11 protein-coding genes are annotated in these 17,981 nt (G+C 74.7%); 8 read left to right on the forward strand and 3 right to left on the reverse strand.

The features are described from left to right. The first annotated feature begins 206 nt into the window (after window positions 1–206). The 5 genes from ACFY7C_RS22370 (at window position 207) to moeZ (ending at window position 6,388) form a co-directional block, all read left to right on the forward strand. On the forward strand, window positions 207–1,931 hold the full coding sequence (locus ACFY7C_RS22370) for a DUF3492 domain-containing protein (protein WP_389653383.1): 1,725 nt from the start codon (window positions 207–209) through the stop codon (window positions 1,929–1,931). 13 nt (window positions 1,932–1,944) lie between these two features. Then, the gene (locus ACFY7C_RS22375) at window positions 1,945–3,291 is read left to right on the forward strand and encodes a hypothetical protein (protein WP_389653386.1); all 1,347 of its coding nucleotides are present in this window, start codon (window positions 1,945–1,947) and stop codon (window positions 3,289–3,291) included. A gap of 155 nt (window positions 3,292–3,446) precedes the next feature. Beyond that, window positions 3,447–4,409 (forward strand): NAD-dependent epimerase/dehydratase family protein, encoded by a 963-nt coding sequence (locus tag ACFY7C_RS22380; protein ID WP_389653388.1) that lies wholly within the window; start codon window positions 3,447–3,449, stop codon window positions 4,407–4,409. After that, on the forward strand, window positions 4,397–5,134 hold the full coding sequence (locus ACFY7C_RS22385; RefSeq protein WP_389653391.1) for a spherulation-specific family 4 protein: 738 nt from the start codon (window positions 4,397–4,399) through the stop codon (window positions 5,132–5,134). The genes ACFY7C_RS22380 and ACFY7C_RS22385 overlap by 13 nt, the downstream gene beginning before the upstream one ends. Before the next feature lie 75 nt (window positions 5,135–5,209). Next, complete coding sequence (gene moeZ, locus ACFY7C_RS22390; protein ID WP_352078547.1) at window positions 5,210–6,388, forward strand: adenylyltransferase/sulfurtransferase MoeZ; 1,179 nt, start codon at window positions 5,210–5,212, stop codon at window positions 6,386–6,388. A 93-nt stretch (window positions 6,389–6,481) separates the two neighbouring features. On the opposite strand, the gene ACFY7C_RS22395 is transcribed toward moeZ, so the two are convergent. The 3 genes from ACFY7C_RS22395 to ACFY7C_RS22405 all read right to left on the reverse strand — a co-directional run bounded on the left by ACFY7C_RS22395 (window position 6,482) and on the right by ACFY7C_RS22405 (window position 12,547). After that, complete coding sequence (locus tag ACFY7C_RS22395) at window positions 6,482–8,047, reverse strand: alpha/beta hydrolase (RefSeq protein ID WP_389653394.1); 1,566 nt, start codon at window positions 8,045–8,047, stop codon at window positions 6,482–6,484. Between the two features lie 108 nt (window positions 8,048–8,155). Continuing rightward, a complete protein-coding gene (locus tag ACFY7C_RS22400) occupies window positions 8,156–9,730 on the reverse strand; it encodes an alpha/beta hydrolase (protein ID WP_389653397.1) in 1,575 nt (524 codons plus the stop codon). 177 nt (window positions 9,731–9,907) lie between these two features. Further along, window positions 9,908–12,547, reverse strand: coding sequence for a lysylphosphatidylglycerol synthase domain-containing protein (locus ACFY7C_RS22405; RefSeq protein ID WP_389654458.1), 2,640 nt, complete (start codon window positions 12,545–12,547; stop codon window positions 9,908–9,910). A 141-nt stretch (window positions 12,548–12,688) separates the two neighbouring features. Between ACFY7C_RS22405 and ACFY7C_RS22410 the strand changes: the two genes are divergently transcribed. The 3 genes from ACFY7C_RS22410 to ACFY7C_RS22420 all read left to right on the forward strand — a co-directional run bounded on the left by ACFY7C_RS22410 (window position 12,689) and on the right by ACFY7C_RS22420 (window position 17,950). Then, the gene (locus tag ACFY7C_RS22410; RefSeq protein ID WP_389653400.1) at window positions 12,689–13,054 is read left to right on the forward strand and encodes an MGMT family protein; all 366 of its coding nucleotides are present in this window, start codon (window positions 12,689–12,691) and stop codon (window positions 13,052–13,054) included. Window positions 13,055–13,194: 140 nt separating this feature from the next. Further along, window positions 13,195–16,971 carry a UvrD-helicase domain-containing protein gene (locus ACFY7C_RS22415; RefSeq protein WP_389654460.1) on the forward strand — a complete coding sequence of 1,259 codons (3,777 nt, stop codon included), beginning with the start codon at window positions 13,195–13,197 and terminating at the stop codon, window positions 16,969–16,971. A 100-nt stretch (window positions 16,972–17,071) separates the two neighbouring features. Continuing rightward, window positions 17,072–17,950, forward strand: coding sequence for a hypothetical protein (locus ACFY7C_RS22420; RefSeq protein WP_389653403.1), 879 nt, complete (start codon window positions 17,072–17,074; stop codon window positions 17,948–17,950). The last annotated feature ends 31 nt before the right edge of the window (window positions 17,951–17,981 follow it).

A 17,981-nucleotide genomic window follows, 5' to 3' on the forward strand; every position in this document is an offset into this window, starting at 1 on the left:
CCCGCTCCTTTTTCTATATCCGGGCCGGGTTGGTCGGTTGGGCGCCGTTACCCCCGTTGTTTTTTTGCCGGGCCCCCCCCCCCCGGGGGGGGGGGCCCCCCCCCCCCCCCCCCCCCCCCACCACCGTCATATCCGCTTACGTTCTTCCCGCTGCGGGTCACCGGACCGAACGGTGACCGCCGTCACGGGAGAACGGGGGTGTGCTCATGCGGATCGGACTGCTCACGGAGGGTGGCTACCCGTACGCCACGGGTGAGTCCGGGCTCTGGTGCGACCGGCTCGTCCGCGGGCTCGCCCCGCACGAGTTCGACCTCTACGCCCTCGGTCGTGACGCCCGCCAGGAAGCCGGCGGCCGGCTGCCGCTCCCGCCCAACGTGCGCAGCGTGCGCACCGCCCTCCTCGGGTCCGACGAGCACGACGGACACGGCCGGGGACGCGGCCTCGGACGCGGTCACCGACCCGGCCACGGGCGTGGACACGGCCGGCGCGAACGGCGCCGCTTCGAGGCCGCGTTCAAGGACCTCGTCGACGGCGTCTGCGCCGAACCCGGCGCCGCGTCCACGGCCGGCGACGAGGCCGCCGAGCGGTTCGCCGCCGGTCTCTACGGACTGGCCGAACTCGCCCGCGACCACGGCGGACTGCCCGCCGCCCTCCGCTCCGAGTCCGCCGTCCGCGTCCTGGAGTCCGCCTGCCGCGCCCCCGGCGCCCGGCGCGCGGTCGCCGCCGTCACCGTCCCCGACCAGCTCGCCTTCACCGACCAGCTGGAGCGCGCCCTGCGCCCGCTCTCCCTCGACTGGTACGGCGAGGAGGACGACCCGGACGGCCCGGGCGGTGACGGAGCCGGCGGTCTCGCTCTGGCAGACCTCTGCCACGCGGCCTCCGCCGGCGCGGCCGCCCTCCCGGGCCTGCTGGCCAAACGCTTCTTCGGCACCCCGCTGCTCGTCACCGAGTACGGCGTCCAGCTCCGCGCCCACTACCTCGCCGCCACCGGCGCCCCCCTCGCCACCCCCGTACGAGCCCTGCTCGCCGCCTTCCACGGACGGCTCGCCGGTGAGGTCTACCGCCAGGCCGCCCTCCTCACCCCCGGAAACGCCCACGCCCGCCGCTGGCAGGAGAAGTGCGGCGCCGACCGGTCCCGGCTCCGCACGGTCTATCCCGGCATGGACGCCGAACGGTTCGCCGAGGTCGGCGAGGACGAGGAGAGCGGCGACCCGACGACCCTCGCCTGGATCGGCCGGGTCGAGCCCGCCAAGGACCTCGTCGCCCTGCTGCACGCCTTCGCCGAGGTGCGGCGCCAACAGCCCGACGCCCGGCTGAGGATCATCGCCGCGCCGGTCCGCGAACCGGGCGCCGCCGCCTATCTGGCGCACTGCCGCGGCCTCGCCGAACAGCTCTTCCCGGACGAGGCGGCGGGCCGGCACGCCGTCGGCGAGAACCCCGTCTCCTTCGAGGAGTTGGGCGGACCCGAGGCCCCCACCCTGGAGGAGGCCTACGCCGCCAGCGCCGTCGTCGTCCTCTCCAGCGTCGTCGAAGGCTTCCCCGTCGGCCTCGTCGAGGCGATGTTCTGCGCCCGGGCCACCGTCTCCACGGACGTCGGCGCCGTCGTCGAGGTCATCGGCGGCACCGGACTCGTCGTGCCCCCGCGCAACCCCAAGGCGCTCGCGGACGCCTGCCTCGCCCTCCTGCGCGATCCCGGGCGCCGGCACCGCCTCGGCGCCGCGGCCCGGGCCCGCGCCCTGGAGCTCTTCACCGTGGAACAGAACCTCGCCGCGTTCCGCGGCATCTACCTCGAACTTCTCTCCCACTCCCCGGTCCGCCGCCGCGTCACCGGCGGTGTGCTCTTCGCCCACCCGGCCGAGGCGCACGTGCCCGGCAGCTGGGCGGTCCAGCCGGTCACCGCGGCGGCCGGCGCGGGAGACGCCGATGCCTGAAGGAGGCACACCCATGCGCGGCCCCGCCGCCCCCACCAGCCCCGGCCCCTGGGACTCGCGCTCCGAGGCCCTGCTCAGGACCCCGGCCCTGGCGCCGGCCGGTGCCGTCACGTCCGACGGCCCCGCCGCCCCTGCCGAAGCGATTCGGCAGGCGGCCTCCGCACCCCACCGTCCGGCCGCCGCCCCCGCGTCCCCGCAGCCGCGCCCGGCCGACGGGCCCGCCCACCCGGCCGACGGCCCCGCCCCCGCGCCCGCCGTGCTCACCGCCCGGACCCGGCGCGGCCCCGCCGACCCCGTCAAGGCCCTCATGCACCGCCACCGCGACCTGTGCGAGCGGGCGGTCGACCCGCTGGAGATCGCCGCCGGCCTCGAAGCCCACGGGGTGACCGACCGCACCGCCGCCCGCTTCCGCCACCGCGATGTCTTCTCCCTCGCCGAGGAGCTCTACGCCCGGGTGCCCCGCGGCGCGACGACACCCACCCCGACCGGCCCCGAGCCGGCGGCAGACACCCGGCGCGCGGCCTGGGCGCTCGCCGCCTGCGCCCCCGGCGCCGTCGCCGTTCTCGCCACCGCCGGACTCGCCCTCACCACGGGGACGCTCCGTCTCGCCGCGGGTGCCCTCGCGGTCCTCGGCCTGGTCGCCGCGCTCCTCCTCGCGGTCCGCCGCGGCCCGCTGCGCACCACTGTCCGCGGCACGGCCGCCGCCCCCCTGAGCACCCTCTGGCTCCTGGCCTACGCGGCGGCCGGCGACGGACTCCTCGACCAGCTGCTCACCGGCGGACCGGACACGGGGCCCGTCCTCGTCACCGTCCTGGACGGTCCCGCCGAGGGCCGCTGGGCCTTCGCCACCGGACCGCTGCTCGCACTGGCCCTCTCCGTCGCCCCCGCCGCCTGGTGCGCCCACCTCTTCACCTCCGGTGCCCGCCGCAGGCTCGCCGCCAGCCGCGGCCTGGACGACTTCGCGGCGGGCACCCGCCCGCTGCTCCTCGGCGCGGTCGCCCTCCACCTGGCCGCGCTCGCCGGGCTCCTCGCCCTCACCGGCTTCCACCCGGGCGCCCTCGCCCTCGGCGGTCTCCTCCTGATCGCCCGACTGCTCGCCGCCCACGGCCTCCCCGAAGCCGCCTTCGGCGTCCTCGCCGCCGCCTGCGCCGGCGAGGCCCTCGTCCTCGCCGCGGTGCTCGCCGCACGCCTGCCGGGCTGCGACGCCCTCGCCACACCGGTCCGCGCGCTCGTCGACCTGGCGGGACCGGCGGCCGTCCCCACCCTGGTCTGCGGCGGCGCGGCCCTCGCCCTGCTCGTCCACGCCACCGGGGCGCTCTCCCGCGCCTCGGCCCACGCCGGCACCCGCCCCCACGTATGAGGACCCACCCATGACCCCCCACGCATGACCCGCCCCGGCGCACCCGCGGAGCCGACGCCGCGGGCACGCCCACCCCGTGATCCCTGCCAAGGAGACGAAAGAGACATGACACCCCAACCCCACGCCACGGCCGGTCGGCACGAAGGGGCCGCACGATGAGGGTGCTGCTGCTCGGAGCCAACGGATTCATCGGCCGCTTCGTCGCCGACCGACTCCTCGCCGACCCGGCGGTGCACCTCACCGCCCTCGGCCGCGGCGACGACGCCGACGTCCGGTTCGACCTCGCCACCGGCAGCCCCGGCGCGCTGACCCGGTTCCTCGACGCCGTCCATCCCGGAGTCGTCGTCAACTGCGCCGGAGCCACCCGCGGCGGCGCCCGCGACCTGACCCGGCACAACACCGTCGCCGTCGCCACCGTCTGCGAGGCCCTGCGCCGCAGCGGCTGCGGCGCCCGCCTGGTCCAGGTCGGCTGCGCCTCCGAGTACGGGCCCAGCCAGCCCGGCTCCTCCACCGCGGAGGACTCGGTGCCCCGCCCCGGCGGCCCGTACGGCGTGTCCAAGCTCGCCGCGACCGAGCTCGTCCTCGGCTCCGGCCTGGACGCGGTCGTGCTGCGGGTCTTCTCGCCGGTCGGCCCCGGCACCCCGGCCGGCTCCCCGCTCGGCCGGCTCGCCGAGGCCATGCGCCGGGCCATGCAGGCCGGTGACGGAGAGCTGAAGCTCAGCGGCCTCGGCGTGCAGCGGGACTTCGTGGACGTCCGGGACGTGGCCAGGGCCGTGCACGCCGCCTCGCTGTCCGCCGCCCAGGGCGTGGTCAACATCGGCACCGGCCGGGCCGTGAAGCTCCGCGACGCCGCCGCCGTCCTGGCCCGTGTCGCCGGCTACGCCGGGCAGCTCCACGAGCTCGACGGGCCGCCGCCGCGCCCGATGATCGGTGCCCCGCGCTCCGAGGCCACCATCGCCGAGCAACTGGCCGCCGCCCCCTACCCGTACCCGGACGGCTGCGGGCCCTGGCAGCAGGCCGACGTCCGCACCGCCCGCGACCGGCTCGGCTGGCGGCCCCGGATCAACCTGGAGGAGTCCCTGGCCGACATCTGGATGGAGGCGGCATGCCGCATCTGACCACCGCGGGGACGGTCACCGAGACGGGGCTCGGCGTGCCGGGGTACGCCCACCCCCTCCTCGCCCCCGTCGAATGGGCCGAACTCACCCGACCCGGGACGCCCGTGCACTGGGTCGTCCTCAACGTGGCCGACGGGCCGGGCGACCGGCCCGACCCGCACTGCCTGGAGGCGGCGGGCCGGCTCCGCAACGCCGGTGTCAGGGTGCTCGGCCACCTCGACCTGAGGCACGGCTCGCGGCCGTTCGGCGAGCTCGTCTCGGACGCCCAGCGCTTCCTGGACTGGTACAAGGCGGACGGCTACTACCTCGACCGCTGTCCCGCGGACCGGGCCGACCTGCCCGGGGTGCGGCGGATCGCCGCCACCCTGGAGGCGCTCCGGGAGGGCGAGGTCCACCTCGTCCTGGGGCACGGCACCCACCCGTACCCGGGCTACGCCGAGACCGCCGACCAGCTGGTCACCTTCTCCGGCTCCTGGACCGACTACCGCTGGTCACAGGTGGCGGAGTGGACGGCCGACTACCCGGCGGGGAAGTTCGCCCACCTCGTCCACGGGGTGCCCCGCACGCACCTGGAGGAGGCCCTGCGGATCGCCCGCTGGCAGGGGGCGGGCACGGTCTTCATGACCGACCGCCGAGGCCGGCCGGGACAAAGCGACCAATTCCACACGCTGCCCGGCTACTGGGACGAAATTGTCTCGCGTATCGGACGGGGTGTCTCGGAATGAGAAGGGGCGTGGCAGTGTTACGGGAAGAACAACCGTCTTCATGACATCCCGACCAGCTGTATTGATGAGGTCTCCGTGTCGCTGCCACCCCTGGTCGAGCCGGCTGCCGAGCTCACCGTAGACGAGGTCCGCAGGTACTCCCGCCACCTGATCATCCCGGACGTCGGGATGGACGGGCAGAAGCGTCTGAAGAACGCCAAGGTGCTGTGTGTCGGCGCCGGCGGCCTGGGCTCCCCTGCGCTGATGTACCTGGCCGCCGCCGGCGTGGGCACGCTCGGCATCGTGGAGTTCGACGAGGTCGACGAGTCGAACCTGCAGCGCCAGATCATCCACAGCCAGGCCGACATCGGCCGCTCCAAGGCCGAGTCGGCGCGCGACAGCGTGCTCGGCATCAACCCGTACGTGAACGTGATCCTCCACGAAGAGCGGCTCGAGGCCGAGAACGTGATGGACATCTTCAGCCAGTACGACCTGATCGTCGACGGCACGGACAACTTCGCGACCCGCTACCTGGTCAACGACGCCTGCGTGCTGCTGAACAAGCCGTACGTGTGGGGCTCCATCTACCGCTTCGACGGCCAGGCCTCGGTCTTCTGGTCCGAGTACGGCCCCTGCTACCGCTGCCTCTACCCGGAGCCCCCGCCGCCGGGCATGGTTCCCTCCTGCGCCGAGGGCGGCGTCCTGGGCGTGCTGTGCGCGTCCATCGGCTCCATCCAGGTCACCGAGGCCATCAAGGTCCTCGCGGGCGTCGGCGAGCCGCTGGTCGGCCGTCTGATGATCTACGACGCCCTGGAGATGCAGTACCGCCAGGTCAAGGTCCGCAAGGACCCCGACTGCGCGGTCTGCGGCGAGAACCCGACCGTCACCGAGCTCATCGACTACGAGGCCTTCTGCGGCGTCGTGTCCGAGGAGGCCCAGGAGGCGGCGCTCGGCTCCACGATCACTCCGAAGCAGCTCAAGGAGTGGATCGACGACGGCGAGGCCATCGACATCATCGACGTCCGCGAGCAGAACGAGTACGAGATCGTCTCGATCCCGGGCGCCCGTCTGATCCCGAAGAACGAGTTCCTGATGGGCAACGCCCTCCAGGACCTCCCCCAGGACAAGCGGATCGTCCTGCACTGCAAGACGGGTGTCCGCAGTGCGGAAGTCCTCGCCGTGCTCAAGTCCGCGGGCTTCGCGGACGCGGTGCACGTCGGCGGCGGCGTGATCGGCTGGGTCAACCAGATCGAGCCGGAGAAGCCGATCTACTAGTCGTGGCGTGAAGGGCCCGGACCTCGCACGAGGTCCGGGCCCTTCCGTGTTTCCCACGAGCGAGCGCTCCTCCCACGACGCCCCACGGCCCGTCTACGAGCAGGTCGTGCCGTACGCGGGGACCTCGCCGTCCAGGAAGTACGCGTCGATCGTCTTCGTGGCGCACGCCGACGCGCCGTACGCGCCGTGCCCCTCGCCCTTGTTGGTGACCAGCACCCCGACGCCGTCGCCCAGCTCCTTCGCCATCCTCTCGGCGCCCTCGTACGGGGTGGCCGGGTCGCCCGTCGTGCCGACGACCAGGATCGGGGCGGCGCCGGGCGCGCTCGCGTCGACGTCCGTCGTCTCGCCCTTCACCGGCCACTTCGCGCACCAGCCGGCGGTGTCCCAGGCCAGATAGGCGCCGAAGACGGGGGAGAGGCGGCGGAACTCCGGCAGCAGCGCCCGCGCCTGGGCGGGGGTGGGCCGCTCGGCCGAGTCCGCGCAGGAGATCGCCCGCTGGGAGTGCGACTGCGTCGCGTAGTGGCCGCTCTCGTCCCGGTCGTTGTACCAGTCGGCGAGCTGGAGCAGCCGGGTGCCGTCACCCCGCTCGGCCTCCTCCAGGGCCTGGGTCAGCAGCGGCCAGTTGGCCTGCCCGTACAGCGTCACCGCGATCCCGGTGGTCGCCAGGCCCTCGGTGAGCCGCCGTTCGCCGACCCGCAGCGGCTCCCGGTCCAGCTTCCGCAGCAGCCGGCTGATCCGCTCGGTCCCCGCCTTCGGGGTCTGGCCGGTCGACCTCAGATAGTTGTCGAGGGCCCGCTGGAAGCCGATCGTCTGGTTGCGGGCGTGCCCCGCGGTGTCGGCGGTGGGGTCGACGACCGCGTCGAGGACGAGCCGGCCCACGCCCGCGGGGAAGAGATGGGCGTAGGCGGCGCCGAGCTCCGTGCCGTACGACATGCCGAAGTAGTGCAGCCTCTTGTCGCCGAGGATCTGCCGGATCAGGTCCAGGTCGCGGGCCGTGTCGGTGGTCCTGGTGTGCGGCAGGACGGTGCCGGAGCGGCGGGCGCAGCCGGCCGCGAAGTCGGCGTTGTCCTTCAGGAAGGCGGCTTCCTCGGCGGGCGTGTCCGGGGTCAGGTCGACCGCCTTCTCGGCGGCGTCCTGCTCGGCGTCGTCGCGGCACACCACGCCCGCGCTGCCGCCCACGCCGCGCGGGTCGAAGGAGACCAGGTCGTAGCGCTCGCCCAGCTTCGCGTACTCCCGCGCGGCGCGCGGCAGGATCTCGACGCCCGAGGCGCCGGGCCCGCCGAAGTTGAAGAGCAGCGAGCCGATGCGCCGCTCGCGGTCGGTCGCCTCCTTGCGGACGAGGGCGACCGGGATGGTCGCGCCGCCCGGCTTCGCGTAGTCGAGGGGGACGGTGACGGTCGCGCAGCGCCAGTCGGTGCCGGGCCGCTGCCCGCCCTCGGGCGCGGGGCAGTGCTTCCAGTCGGGGCGCTGGCCGGTCAGGGAGGCGGGCAGGGCCGAGCCCGCGGGGGCCGAGGAAGCGGACGCGGACGGGGGCGCGGGCGGTGTGGTGTCGCCGGTCGCCGCGGGCGGGGTGCCGCCGGAGCTCGTACAGCCCGCCGCGAACAGTCCCGCGAGGGCGAGCCCCGCCCCCTTGCGTATGAACCCGCTGCCGCTCGCCATGGCGCCCTCCCAGTGATCCGTTCCGGACGGCCATCGTAGGCGCCGGTGCCGGCTACCAGGGCTGCCCACCGCCCGCCGCTCTGTTGCCCGCCGTCGGCCGTCCGCCGTCTACCGGCAGACGGTCCCGCTCTTGGGCACCTTGCCGTCCAGGAGGTACGCGTCGGTCGCCGCCTTCACGCACCGGTTGCCGCTGTTGTAGGCGCCGTGCCCCTCGCCCCGGTAGGTGAGCTCCACGCCGACGCCCTTCCCGAGGGCGTTCACCATCGCACGGGCGCCCTCGTACGGGGTGGCCGGGTCGCCCGTCGTGCCGACGACCAGGATCGGGGCGGAGCCGGCGGCCGAGACGTCCGGGTGGTCCCAGGCGCCGGGCACCGGCCACGAGGAGCAGCCGGCGAGGGCCCAGCCCATGAAGTCGCCGAAGACGGGGGAGGCCTCGCGGAACCTCGGCAGCCGTTCCTTGGCCTGGCCGAGGGTGTAGCGCTCCTTGAAGTCCACGCAGTTGATGGCGGCGTTGGCGGACTGGATGTTGCTGTAGACGCCGTCCTGGTTGCGGCCGTTCATGGAGTCCGAGAGGGCGAGCAGCAGCGCGCCGTTGCCGCCGTCGGCCTCGTCGAGGCCCTGCTCCAGATAGGGCCAGAACTCCTTGGAGTACAGGGCCTGCGCGATGCCGTTCGTCGCCTGGGTCTGGGTGAGCCTCCGGTCGCCGATGCCCTCGATCGGCTTCTTGTCGAGGGAGGCGAGCAGATCGGTGACGAACTTCTCGATCTCGGCGACGGAGGAGCCGGGCAGCGGGCACTGATCACCGCGGTCCACGCAGTCCTTCGCGAAGTTGTCCAGCGCCAGTTGGAAGCCCCTCGCCTGGCCGAGGGCACCCGCCTCCACGCCGGCCCCCGGGTCGACGACGGCGTCGAACACGGCCCGGCCCACCTTCGACGGGAAGAGGTGGGCGTAGACGCCGCCGAGTTCGGTGCCGTACGAGATGCCGAAGTAGTGGAGCTTGTCGTCGCCGAGGACCCGGCGCATCAGGTCCATGTCGCGGGCGGCGTTCTCCGTGCCGACGTGCGGGAGCCGCTCCCCGGAGTCCTTCTCGCAGCCGTCGGCGTACTTCTTCTGGGCGTCCGACAGCGTCCGTTCCTCGGCCGCGTCGTCGGGCGTGAAGTCCAGCGCGTAGTAGGCGTCGAGCTCCTTGTCGGTGGCGCACTCGACGGGCGCGCTGCGGCCGACCCCGCGCGGGTCGAAGGAGACCAGGTCATAGCGGGAGCGGAGCGTCTCGAACTTCTCGGCGAAGCCGGGCAGGCCGTTGACGCCGGAGGCGCCGGGCCCGCCGAAGTTGAACACGAGGGAGCCGATCCGCCGGCTCCGGTCGCGGGCCTTCGCCCGGATGAGGGCCAGGTCGACGGTGTCCCCGTCGGGCCTCGCGTAGTCGAGCGGCGCGGTCAGGAAGCTGCACTCCCACGGGGCCCCGCCCGGCAGCGGCGACGGGGCGGGCCCGCCGCCCTCCGCCGCGGACGGCGGCCGGCACGGCGACCACGTGAGCTTCTGCGCGGCGAGCCCGTCAAGACCGGTCGGCCCGCTGGTCTCGGGAGCCGCTCCCTTGCCCCCGTCGTCGGAACAGCCGGCGGTCAGCAGCAGGGCGGCGGTCGCGGTGGACAGGACGGCACGCTTGGCGACGGAGATCGGCATGCCCCCATCGTCGGCCGCCCGCCGACCCCCCGCGCGGGCGGTGGTCCATGCGGGTGGCCCCGGCCGCGCCGCCTTCCGCCCGTCGGAGCGGCTTCCGACTGCTGGAGCGCCTTCCGCCCGTCGGAGCGGCTCCGCCCGAGGTGACGCCTTCCGCCCGCCGGAACGGCTGCCGCCCGGCTAGAGCGCTTCCCGCCGGGTCAGCCAGTTGAAGCAGAGCCAGCCCGGCAGTACCGGCAGCCACAGCGTCAGCAGGCGGTAGAGGAGCACGGCCGGGGTGGCGACCTCCAGCGGGAGGTGGCCGACCGTGACCAGGCCGAAGGTGAGCGCGCCCTCGACCGCGCCGATGCCGCCGGGGGTCGGGGCCGCCGAGCCGAGCGCGTTGCCCGCGAGGAAGACCACCGCCACGCTCGCGAAGCTGATCGTCGCCTCGCCGTGCCCGAAGGCGCGGATCGAGGCGTCAAGGCACAGCACGAACGCGCCGGTCAGCAGCAGCATGCCCCCGATGCCGGTGATCAGCTTCACGGGCCGCTGGAGCACGTCCAGCATGCGCGGCACCACGCCCGCGAACAGTGAGCGCAGCCGGGTCGACACGAACTTCCGCATGAAGGGGATCGCCGTCACGACGAGCACCAGCACCGCGACCGTCAGCAGACCGGCGATCACCGTCCTCGACGGTGTGAACGACTGCGACCGCTCCGTCCCCGTCAGATAGCCGAACGACAGCAGCAGCAGGATGTGCGCCCCGAGCCCGAACAGCTGCGAGGCGCCGACACTGGCGACCGCGAGTCCCGGGCGTACGCCCGCGCGCTGCAGGAAGCGGGTGTTCAGGGCGACACCGCCCACCGCGGCCGGGGCGACGATCTTCACGAAGGACCCGGCGACCTGCGCCACCACCGTCCGCCAGAACCCGACCCGCTCCGGCACGAAACCGAGCAGGCTCATCGCCGCCGCCAGATAGCTGAGCGCCGAGAACAGCACGGCCGCCGCCACCCACCGCCAGTCGGCCTCGCTGATCGTCGACAGCGGGGTACGGGCGATCTGCGAGAGCAGGAAGTACGCGGCGACGGCGCCCGCGATCAGGCTGACCAGCGTGCGCGGCTTGATCCGCTCCAGCCGGACCGGCTCCACCGGCGCCTGCGGCCGGATCAGCAGCACCTGCTGGCGGATCTGCGCCAGCAGGTCCTCCTCGCGGGCCTCGTCCAGGGCCTCGTCGAGCGCCCGCTTCGCGGCCTGCTTCTCCGCCCGTGCGACCTTGCGGTCCGACTTCGGATCCGCCTTCAGACCGGCCTCGGCCCGTGCCTCCGCCCGGGCCTGCTTGGCCGCCTCGGAGGCGGCGAGGACCAGCTCGCGCTCCCGCTTCGAGCGCTCCCGGGCGAGCCGGCGCAGCTCCGCGCGGGTCGACCGGCTCAGCGCGATCGGCTGCAACAGCGGCAGACAGTCGGCGATCGCGTCCGGGCCGAGCACCTCCACGGCCGCCGCCACCGCCCGCTCGGCGCCCACCCGCAGACCGAGCGTGGTGAGCAGCTGCGCGATGTCCATCCGCAGCACCAGATCGCCGGCGGCGATCTCGCCGCCCCGCAGATCCGTCAGGATCACCTTGCCGGAACGATCCACCAGGATCGCGTCTCCCGCGAGCCTCCGGTGCGCGATCCGGCGCGACTGCAGCGCCTTCACCTGCCGCCAGGCGCTGCGCACCAGGTCGTCGGTGATCTCCTTGTCGTCCAGCGAGTCCAGGGTCCGTCCGCCCAGGTGCTCGTAGACCAGCATCACCGCGTCCGGGCCGAGCTCGGAGGTGGCGATCAGCTTCGGCGCGTTCGCGCCCGCCGCGATCGCCGCGTACGCCAGCAGCGCCTCCTGCTCCAGGGCCTGGCGCAGCGACACGATGGAGCGGCGGGTGGTGATCGTCCGCAGGGTGATGCGCCGCCAGGCGCGGTAGAAGAAGCCGTGCGCCTGTTGCTCGCGGTCGACGACCGTCACGTCGAGCGGCGGCCCGTCCTCCAGGGTGACGATGTACCGCCGGCCCCGGTCCCCGCTGTCCGCCGAGTCGGGGACGCCCTCGGCGCGCAGCGCCGTCACCGGCCGGAAGCCGACCCGGCGCAGGCCGGCGAGCAGGGTCTGCCCGGTGGGCCGGACGTTGGGGGAGCCGACCGCGTACAGCGTCCCGTACGCCACGGTCCAGCCGATCAGCACGGTCAGGATGATCGAGAAGGCGGTGGTGTAGCCGGCTACCAGCATGGTGAACGCGTCGAGCAGCAGCACCACCCACAGCACCACCCGCCAGCGCGGCCTGCGGGCCATGCCGACGGCCGTCATGTACGCGATGACCGGCGCCAGGTAGTTGTGCACGGGGTCGGTCAGCCCGCCCCCCGCCTGCGGCTGGGTCAGCGCGTCCTGGATGGTGCCCGGAGCGGCCCTGGCCACCCACAGATCGGTGGCGAGGGTGACGCCGTGCGCGAGGACGGCCGCGAGGACGCCGTCGGCGATCCGCAGTCCGTCACGTTTCACCAGCCGCTCGATGGCGAAGGCCACCGGGACGAGCAGCACTGCGATCGAGGACACCAGACCGGCGATCTTGACGAAGACGTCGGGTGCGCCGCCGGCGCCCTTGTTGATGTCCTGCTCGAGACCGGAGGTCGTGCCGTGGGCGAAGGCGGCGATGGCGACGACGAGGGCGATGGCGAGGACGCCGACGAGCAGCCGCATCAGGTCGGACGGTCGGTGCACACGGGCGGCGAGCAGCGGTTCGTCGCCGGAAACGCGCTCGGGCAGGCCGGGATCGGCCTCCCCCGGAGGCGGGATGTCGTGCCCCATCACCATGTCCGTCTCTGCGTGCACTGCGTGCGTGGTCGTCGTCGCTGCGTGTTCTTGATCTCGTATCACCAGTCACCGCCCGGACGATGGTGGCACGAAGGAGGGCCTCACGGAGGCATCAGGGGCTTGTCGGTGGGGTGAGGCAGGATGAGCCGAATGGAGAAGCAGGAGCGGATGCGCGAGCAGATGCAGGAACTGCCCGAGCTGCCCGAGTATGCGGAACGGGTGCTTCAGGTCGCCGAGGAGATCCCGCCCGGCCGGGTGATGACCTACGGGGACGTCGCCGAGTGGCTCGGCGAGGGAGGCCCCCGCCAGGTCGGCCGGGCCATGGCGCTGTACGGGAGCTCCGTGCCCTGGTGGCGCGTGGTGCGGGCGGACGGCGCGCTGCTGCCGGGACACGAGCCACGTGCGCTCGGTCACTACCGGGCGGAGGGCACTCCGCTGCGGGAGCCCAAGGGGGGCCCGGTGAAGGTGGACATGCGCAGGGCCCGGTGGGACGGCACGGACGCGTGAGAAACCCGGCAGGGATCGCGTAACGTCGAGGCTCGCGCTTCTCATCCGAGCGCTCCTCCACAGACCCACCAGCAGGACCGGCGACCCACGTGACTTCCTCCTCCACCCTTCGTACGCGGGGACCCGGCGCGTACCGGCTGGTGCGGGCCGTACCGGCGCCGGTGCGGCCCCCTGTGCTTGACGCAGGGCAGCGGGCGGTGGTTGAGCACGCCGGGGGACCGCTGCTGGTTCTCGCCGGGCCCGGCACGGGGAAGACGACGACGCTGGTCGAGGCGGTCGCCGCCCGCATGGAGGCGGGCGCCGACCCCGAGCGGATCCTCGTCCTCACCTTCAGCCGCAAGGCCGCCGTGGAACTCCGCGACCGGATGGCGGCCCGGCTCGGCGGGCGCCGGCCCCCGCAGGCCACCACCTTCCACTCGTACTGCTACGCGCTTGTCCGCGCCCACCAGGACGCCGACCTGTTCGCCGAACCGCTGCGGTTGCTCTCCGGCCCCGAGCAGGACCTGGCCGTCCGGGAACTGCTCGCCGGCCACATCGACCTGGAGAAGGCGGGCCTGGGGAAGATCCGCTGGCCCGACGAACTGCGGGCCTGCCTCACCACCCGGGGCTTCGCCGACGAGGTCCGCGCCGTCATCGCCCGCTCCCGCGAACTCGGCCTCGACCCGCGCGCCCTGTGCGACTTCGCCCGCCGCGTGGGCCGCCCCGACTGGGGGGCCGCGGCCGGCTTCCTCGCCGAGTACCTCGACGTCATGGACCTCCAGGGCGTCCTCGACTACACCGAGCTGGTCCACCGGGCCGTCCTGCTCACCGAGTCCGCCGCGCCCGGCGCGCTGCCCGCCTACGACGCGGTCTTCGTCGACGAGTACCAGGACACCGACCCGGCGCAGGTCCGGCTGCTGCGCGGGCTGACCGCCGCCGCCCCGACGGTCGTCGCCTTCGGCGACCCCGACCAGTCGATCTACGCCTTCCGGGGCGCGGACGTGAACGGCATCCTCGACTTCCCCGCCACCTTCGGCGGCTCCGTCCGCGTCCTCGGCACCTCCCGCCGCTCCGGCGCGACCCTGCTGGCCGCGACCCGGCTGCTGGCCCAGCGCATGCCGCTGCCCCGCCTGCCCGCCGACAAGGCCCGCGCCCACCGCGAGCTCGCACCGGTACGGGACGGGGGCCGGGCGGAGGTCTACACGTACCCCACCCCCTCCACCGAGACCGACAACATCGCCGACCTCCTGCGCCGCGCCCACCTGGAGGACGGCGTCCCCTGGCACGACATGGCCGTCCTCACGCGCGCCGCCGCCCCGCTCCCCGCCCTCCGCCGCGCCCTCACCTCCGCCGGCGTCCCCGTCGAAACCGACGCCGCCGACACCCCCCTCCGCCACGAACCCGCCGTCGCCCCTCTGCTCCTGGCCCTGCGCGCGGTGGCCCGCGGCGCGGGGCCGGGCCAGGAGGCGGCGAGGGGCGAGGCCGGTGCCGGTGCCGGTGCCGGTGCCGGTGCCGGCGCCGGTGCGGCGGCAGACGGGCCGTCGGAGTCCGCGGCGGCCATGGCCGACCCGACCGGTCCCGGTGCCGGTGGCGCCGATGCGGCGGCGGGCGGGCCCGGGTCCGCGGCGGCCACGGGTGGCCCGGCTGTCGGAGACGAGTCGTTCCCTGCGGGGCCGGGCCAGGGCTCGGAGGGCCCGGCCGACGAGCCGCTCGGCGCGGCGGCGGATTCCGGCGTGCCGGCCGGTGGTCCGGTGGGCGAGTCCCCGGCCGGTGCGACACCCGGGGCCGCCGAGTCCCCGGCCCGTACATCGGCCGGTGCCGTGGACCCGGCGCGTACGGCGTCCGATGCCGAGGCTCCGGCCCTTACGGCGTCCGATGCCGAGGCTCCGGCCCTTACGGCGGCCGATGCCGAAAACCCCGCTCGCACCGCTCCCGGTGCCGTGGGCCCGGCGCGTACGTCGGCCGACGCCGAGGTCCCGGCCCCCACCGTGGCCGATGCCGAAAACCCCGCCCCCACCGCGCCCGATGCCGAAAACCCCACCTCGCCCCCCGCCGGCTCCGGCGCATGGCTCGACACCGAGACCGCCGTCGCGCTGCTCGCGTCGCCGCTCGCCGGAATGGATCCGGCCGATCTGCGGCGGCTCGGGCGGGCGCTCAGGGACGAGGAGCGGGCCGGGGGGAACGCGGTGCCGGCGCCGTCGGACGTGTTGCTCGCGCGGGCGCTCGCCGAGCCGGAACGGCTGGTCGCGCACGACCAGACGTACGCGCGCGGGGCGAAGCGGCTCGGGGAGCTGCTGCGCGCCGCGCGGAACAGGCTCGCCGCGGGCGGCACCGCCGAAGAGGCGCTCTGGCTGCTCTGGAACGGCACGCCCTGGCCCACCCGGCTCGAACGCGCCTCCCTCCGCGGCGGCCCCGCAGGCCGCAACGCCGACCGGGACCTCGACGCCGTCTGCGCCCTCTTCGAGACCGCCGCCCGCGCCGAGGACCGGGTCGGCGGCCGCGGCGCGCTCAACTTCCTCGAAGAGCTCGACGCCCAGGACATCGCCGCCGACACCCTCACCCGCCGGCACACCCGCCCCGACGCCGTCCGCCTCATGACCGCCCACCGTTCCAAGGGCCTGGAGTGGAGCCTCGTCGTCGTCGCCGGCGTCCAGGAGGGCCTCTGGCCCGACCTGCGCCGCCGCGGATCCCTTCTGGAGGCGGACCGCATCGGTCGCGACGGCCTCGCCGAACCCCTCACCCCCGGCGCCCTCCTCGCCGAGGAGCGCCGCCTCTTCTACGTCGCCGCCACCCGCGCCCGCGATCGGCTGGTCGTCACCGCCGTCAAGGCCCCCGCCGAGGACGGCGACCAGCCCTCCCGCTTCCTCACCGAACTCGGCGTCGAGCCCAAAGAGGTCACCGGCCGCCCGCGCCGCCCCCTCGCCGTCGCCGCCCTCGTCGCCGAACTGCGCGCCACCACCGTCGACCCCGACGCCTCGCCCGCGCTGCGCGCCGCCGCCGCCGAACGCCTCGCCCGGCTCGCCGCCCTCGGCGACGAGGACGGCAACCCGCTCGTCCCCGCCGCCCACCCCGACCGCTGGTGGGGCCTCGCCGAGCCGACCCGCAGCGCCGTGCCGCTGCGCGACCGCGACCACCCGGTCGCCCTGTCCGGCTCCGCCCTCGACCAGCTCGCGAACACCTGCGCCCTGCAGTGGTTCCTGGGCCGGGAGGTCAAGGCCGACGCCCCCGCCACCGCCGCCCAGGGCTTCGGCAACGTCGTCCACGTCCTCGCCGACGAGGTCGCCTCCGGCCGCACCCCCGCCGACCTCGACGTCCTCATGGCCCGCCTCGACTCCGTATGGGACGCCCTCGCCTTCGACGCGCCCTGGAAGTCCGCCCAGGAGAAGGAGAACGCCCGGGTCGCCCTGGAGCGCTTCCTGCACTGGCACGTCATGGACCGCGGCGGCCGCACCCCCGCCGCCACCGAGCACGACTTCGACGTGACCCTCGGCGCCGGCCCGTACGAGGTCCGCATCCGCGGCTCCATGGACCGCGTCGAGGCCGACGAACAGGGCCGCGCCTACGTCGTCGACTTCAAGACCGGCAAGTCCGCGCCGACGAAGGACGAGGTCGCCCACCACCCGCAGCTCGCCGTCTACCAGCTCGCCGTCCGCGAGGGCGCCGTCGACGAGGTCTTCGGCGGCCGCACCCCCGAACCGGGCGGCGCCGAACTGGTCCACCTCCGCCAGGCCGCCCCCAAGAAGGAGGGCGGCGACGCGCTCCCGAAGGTGCAGGCCCAGCAGCCGCTGGACGGCGAGTGGGTCGGCGACCTCCTCGCCACCGCCGCCGGCCGCGTCCTCGACGAGCGCTTCACCCCGAGCACCGGCCAGCACTGCACCACCTGCGCCTTCCGCGCCTCGTGCAGCGCCCGCCCGGAGGGCCGCCACATCGTGGAATGACACCGCCCGCGGGCCTCCCCGCGGCGAAGTCGCGGCCGCGCGCCCGCTCCGGCACCCTGGGAGGACCGGGTGTCTCGGGGAAAGTCGCGAGGAGGCTCGCATGACGTCCCACACCAGCAGGCTCCGCGCCACCAGCACCGTCACCGCCGTCGCGACCGCCCTCGTCCTGGGCGCCGCCCCGGCCGCCGTGGCCCAGTCCCCGCCGGTGACCGTGCGGGCACCCAGCCCCTCGCCCGACCCCTTCAAGGGCCAAACCGCCGACCAGATCGCCGACAAGGCCGTCACCGCCACCCAGTCCGCGACCTCGCTGCGGATGGCCGGCCGGGTCGTCTCCAGCGACCAGCCGCTGGACGTCGACTTCTCCCTCAACGACAAGAACGAGTGCACCGGTGCCATCAAGCTGAAGGGCGGTGCCGCCGAGATCCGCCAGACCGGCAGGGTGACGTACATGAAGGGCGACGAGGCCTTCTGGCGCGCCTCCATGAGCGCCCAGCGGATGCCTGAGGCACAGATCGACGCCACGATCGAACTGCTCAAGGGCCGCTGGCTGAAGATCCCCCAGGGGCAGCCCGGCGCCGAGGACCTGAGCGACGTGTGCGACCTCAAGGCGCTCCTCGACGACCTGGGCAAGGACAAGGAGCGGCGCACCGGTCTGACCCGCGGCCCCGACGCCGAGGTCGACGACACCCCCGTCGCCACCCTCGTCAAGAAGAAGACGGACGCGGACACCACCGAGCCCGGGGACACCGCCGAACCCCGCGACCCCGGTGACCCGACCGAGCCGCGGGACACCCCCGAGACCACCACCGTGTCCGTGTCCCAGCGGGGCAAGCCCTACATCCTCAAGGTCGTGAAGACGGGCGGCGACGAGCCCGGCTCGGTGACGCTCTCCGAGTACGACAAGCCCGTGAAGGTCGCCGTCCCGCCCGCCGGCGAGACCGTCGACCTCACCAAGCTGGACCGCGGCACACCGGCCTGAGGACGGCCCCGGCGGCCGCCGGCGGGCGGGG

Source organism: Streptomyces sp. NPDC012769 (assembly GCF_042901205.1).
GTDB lineage: Bacteria > Actinomycetota > Actinomycetes > Streptomycetales > Streptomycetaceae > Streptomyces.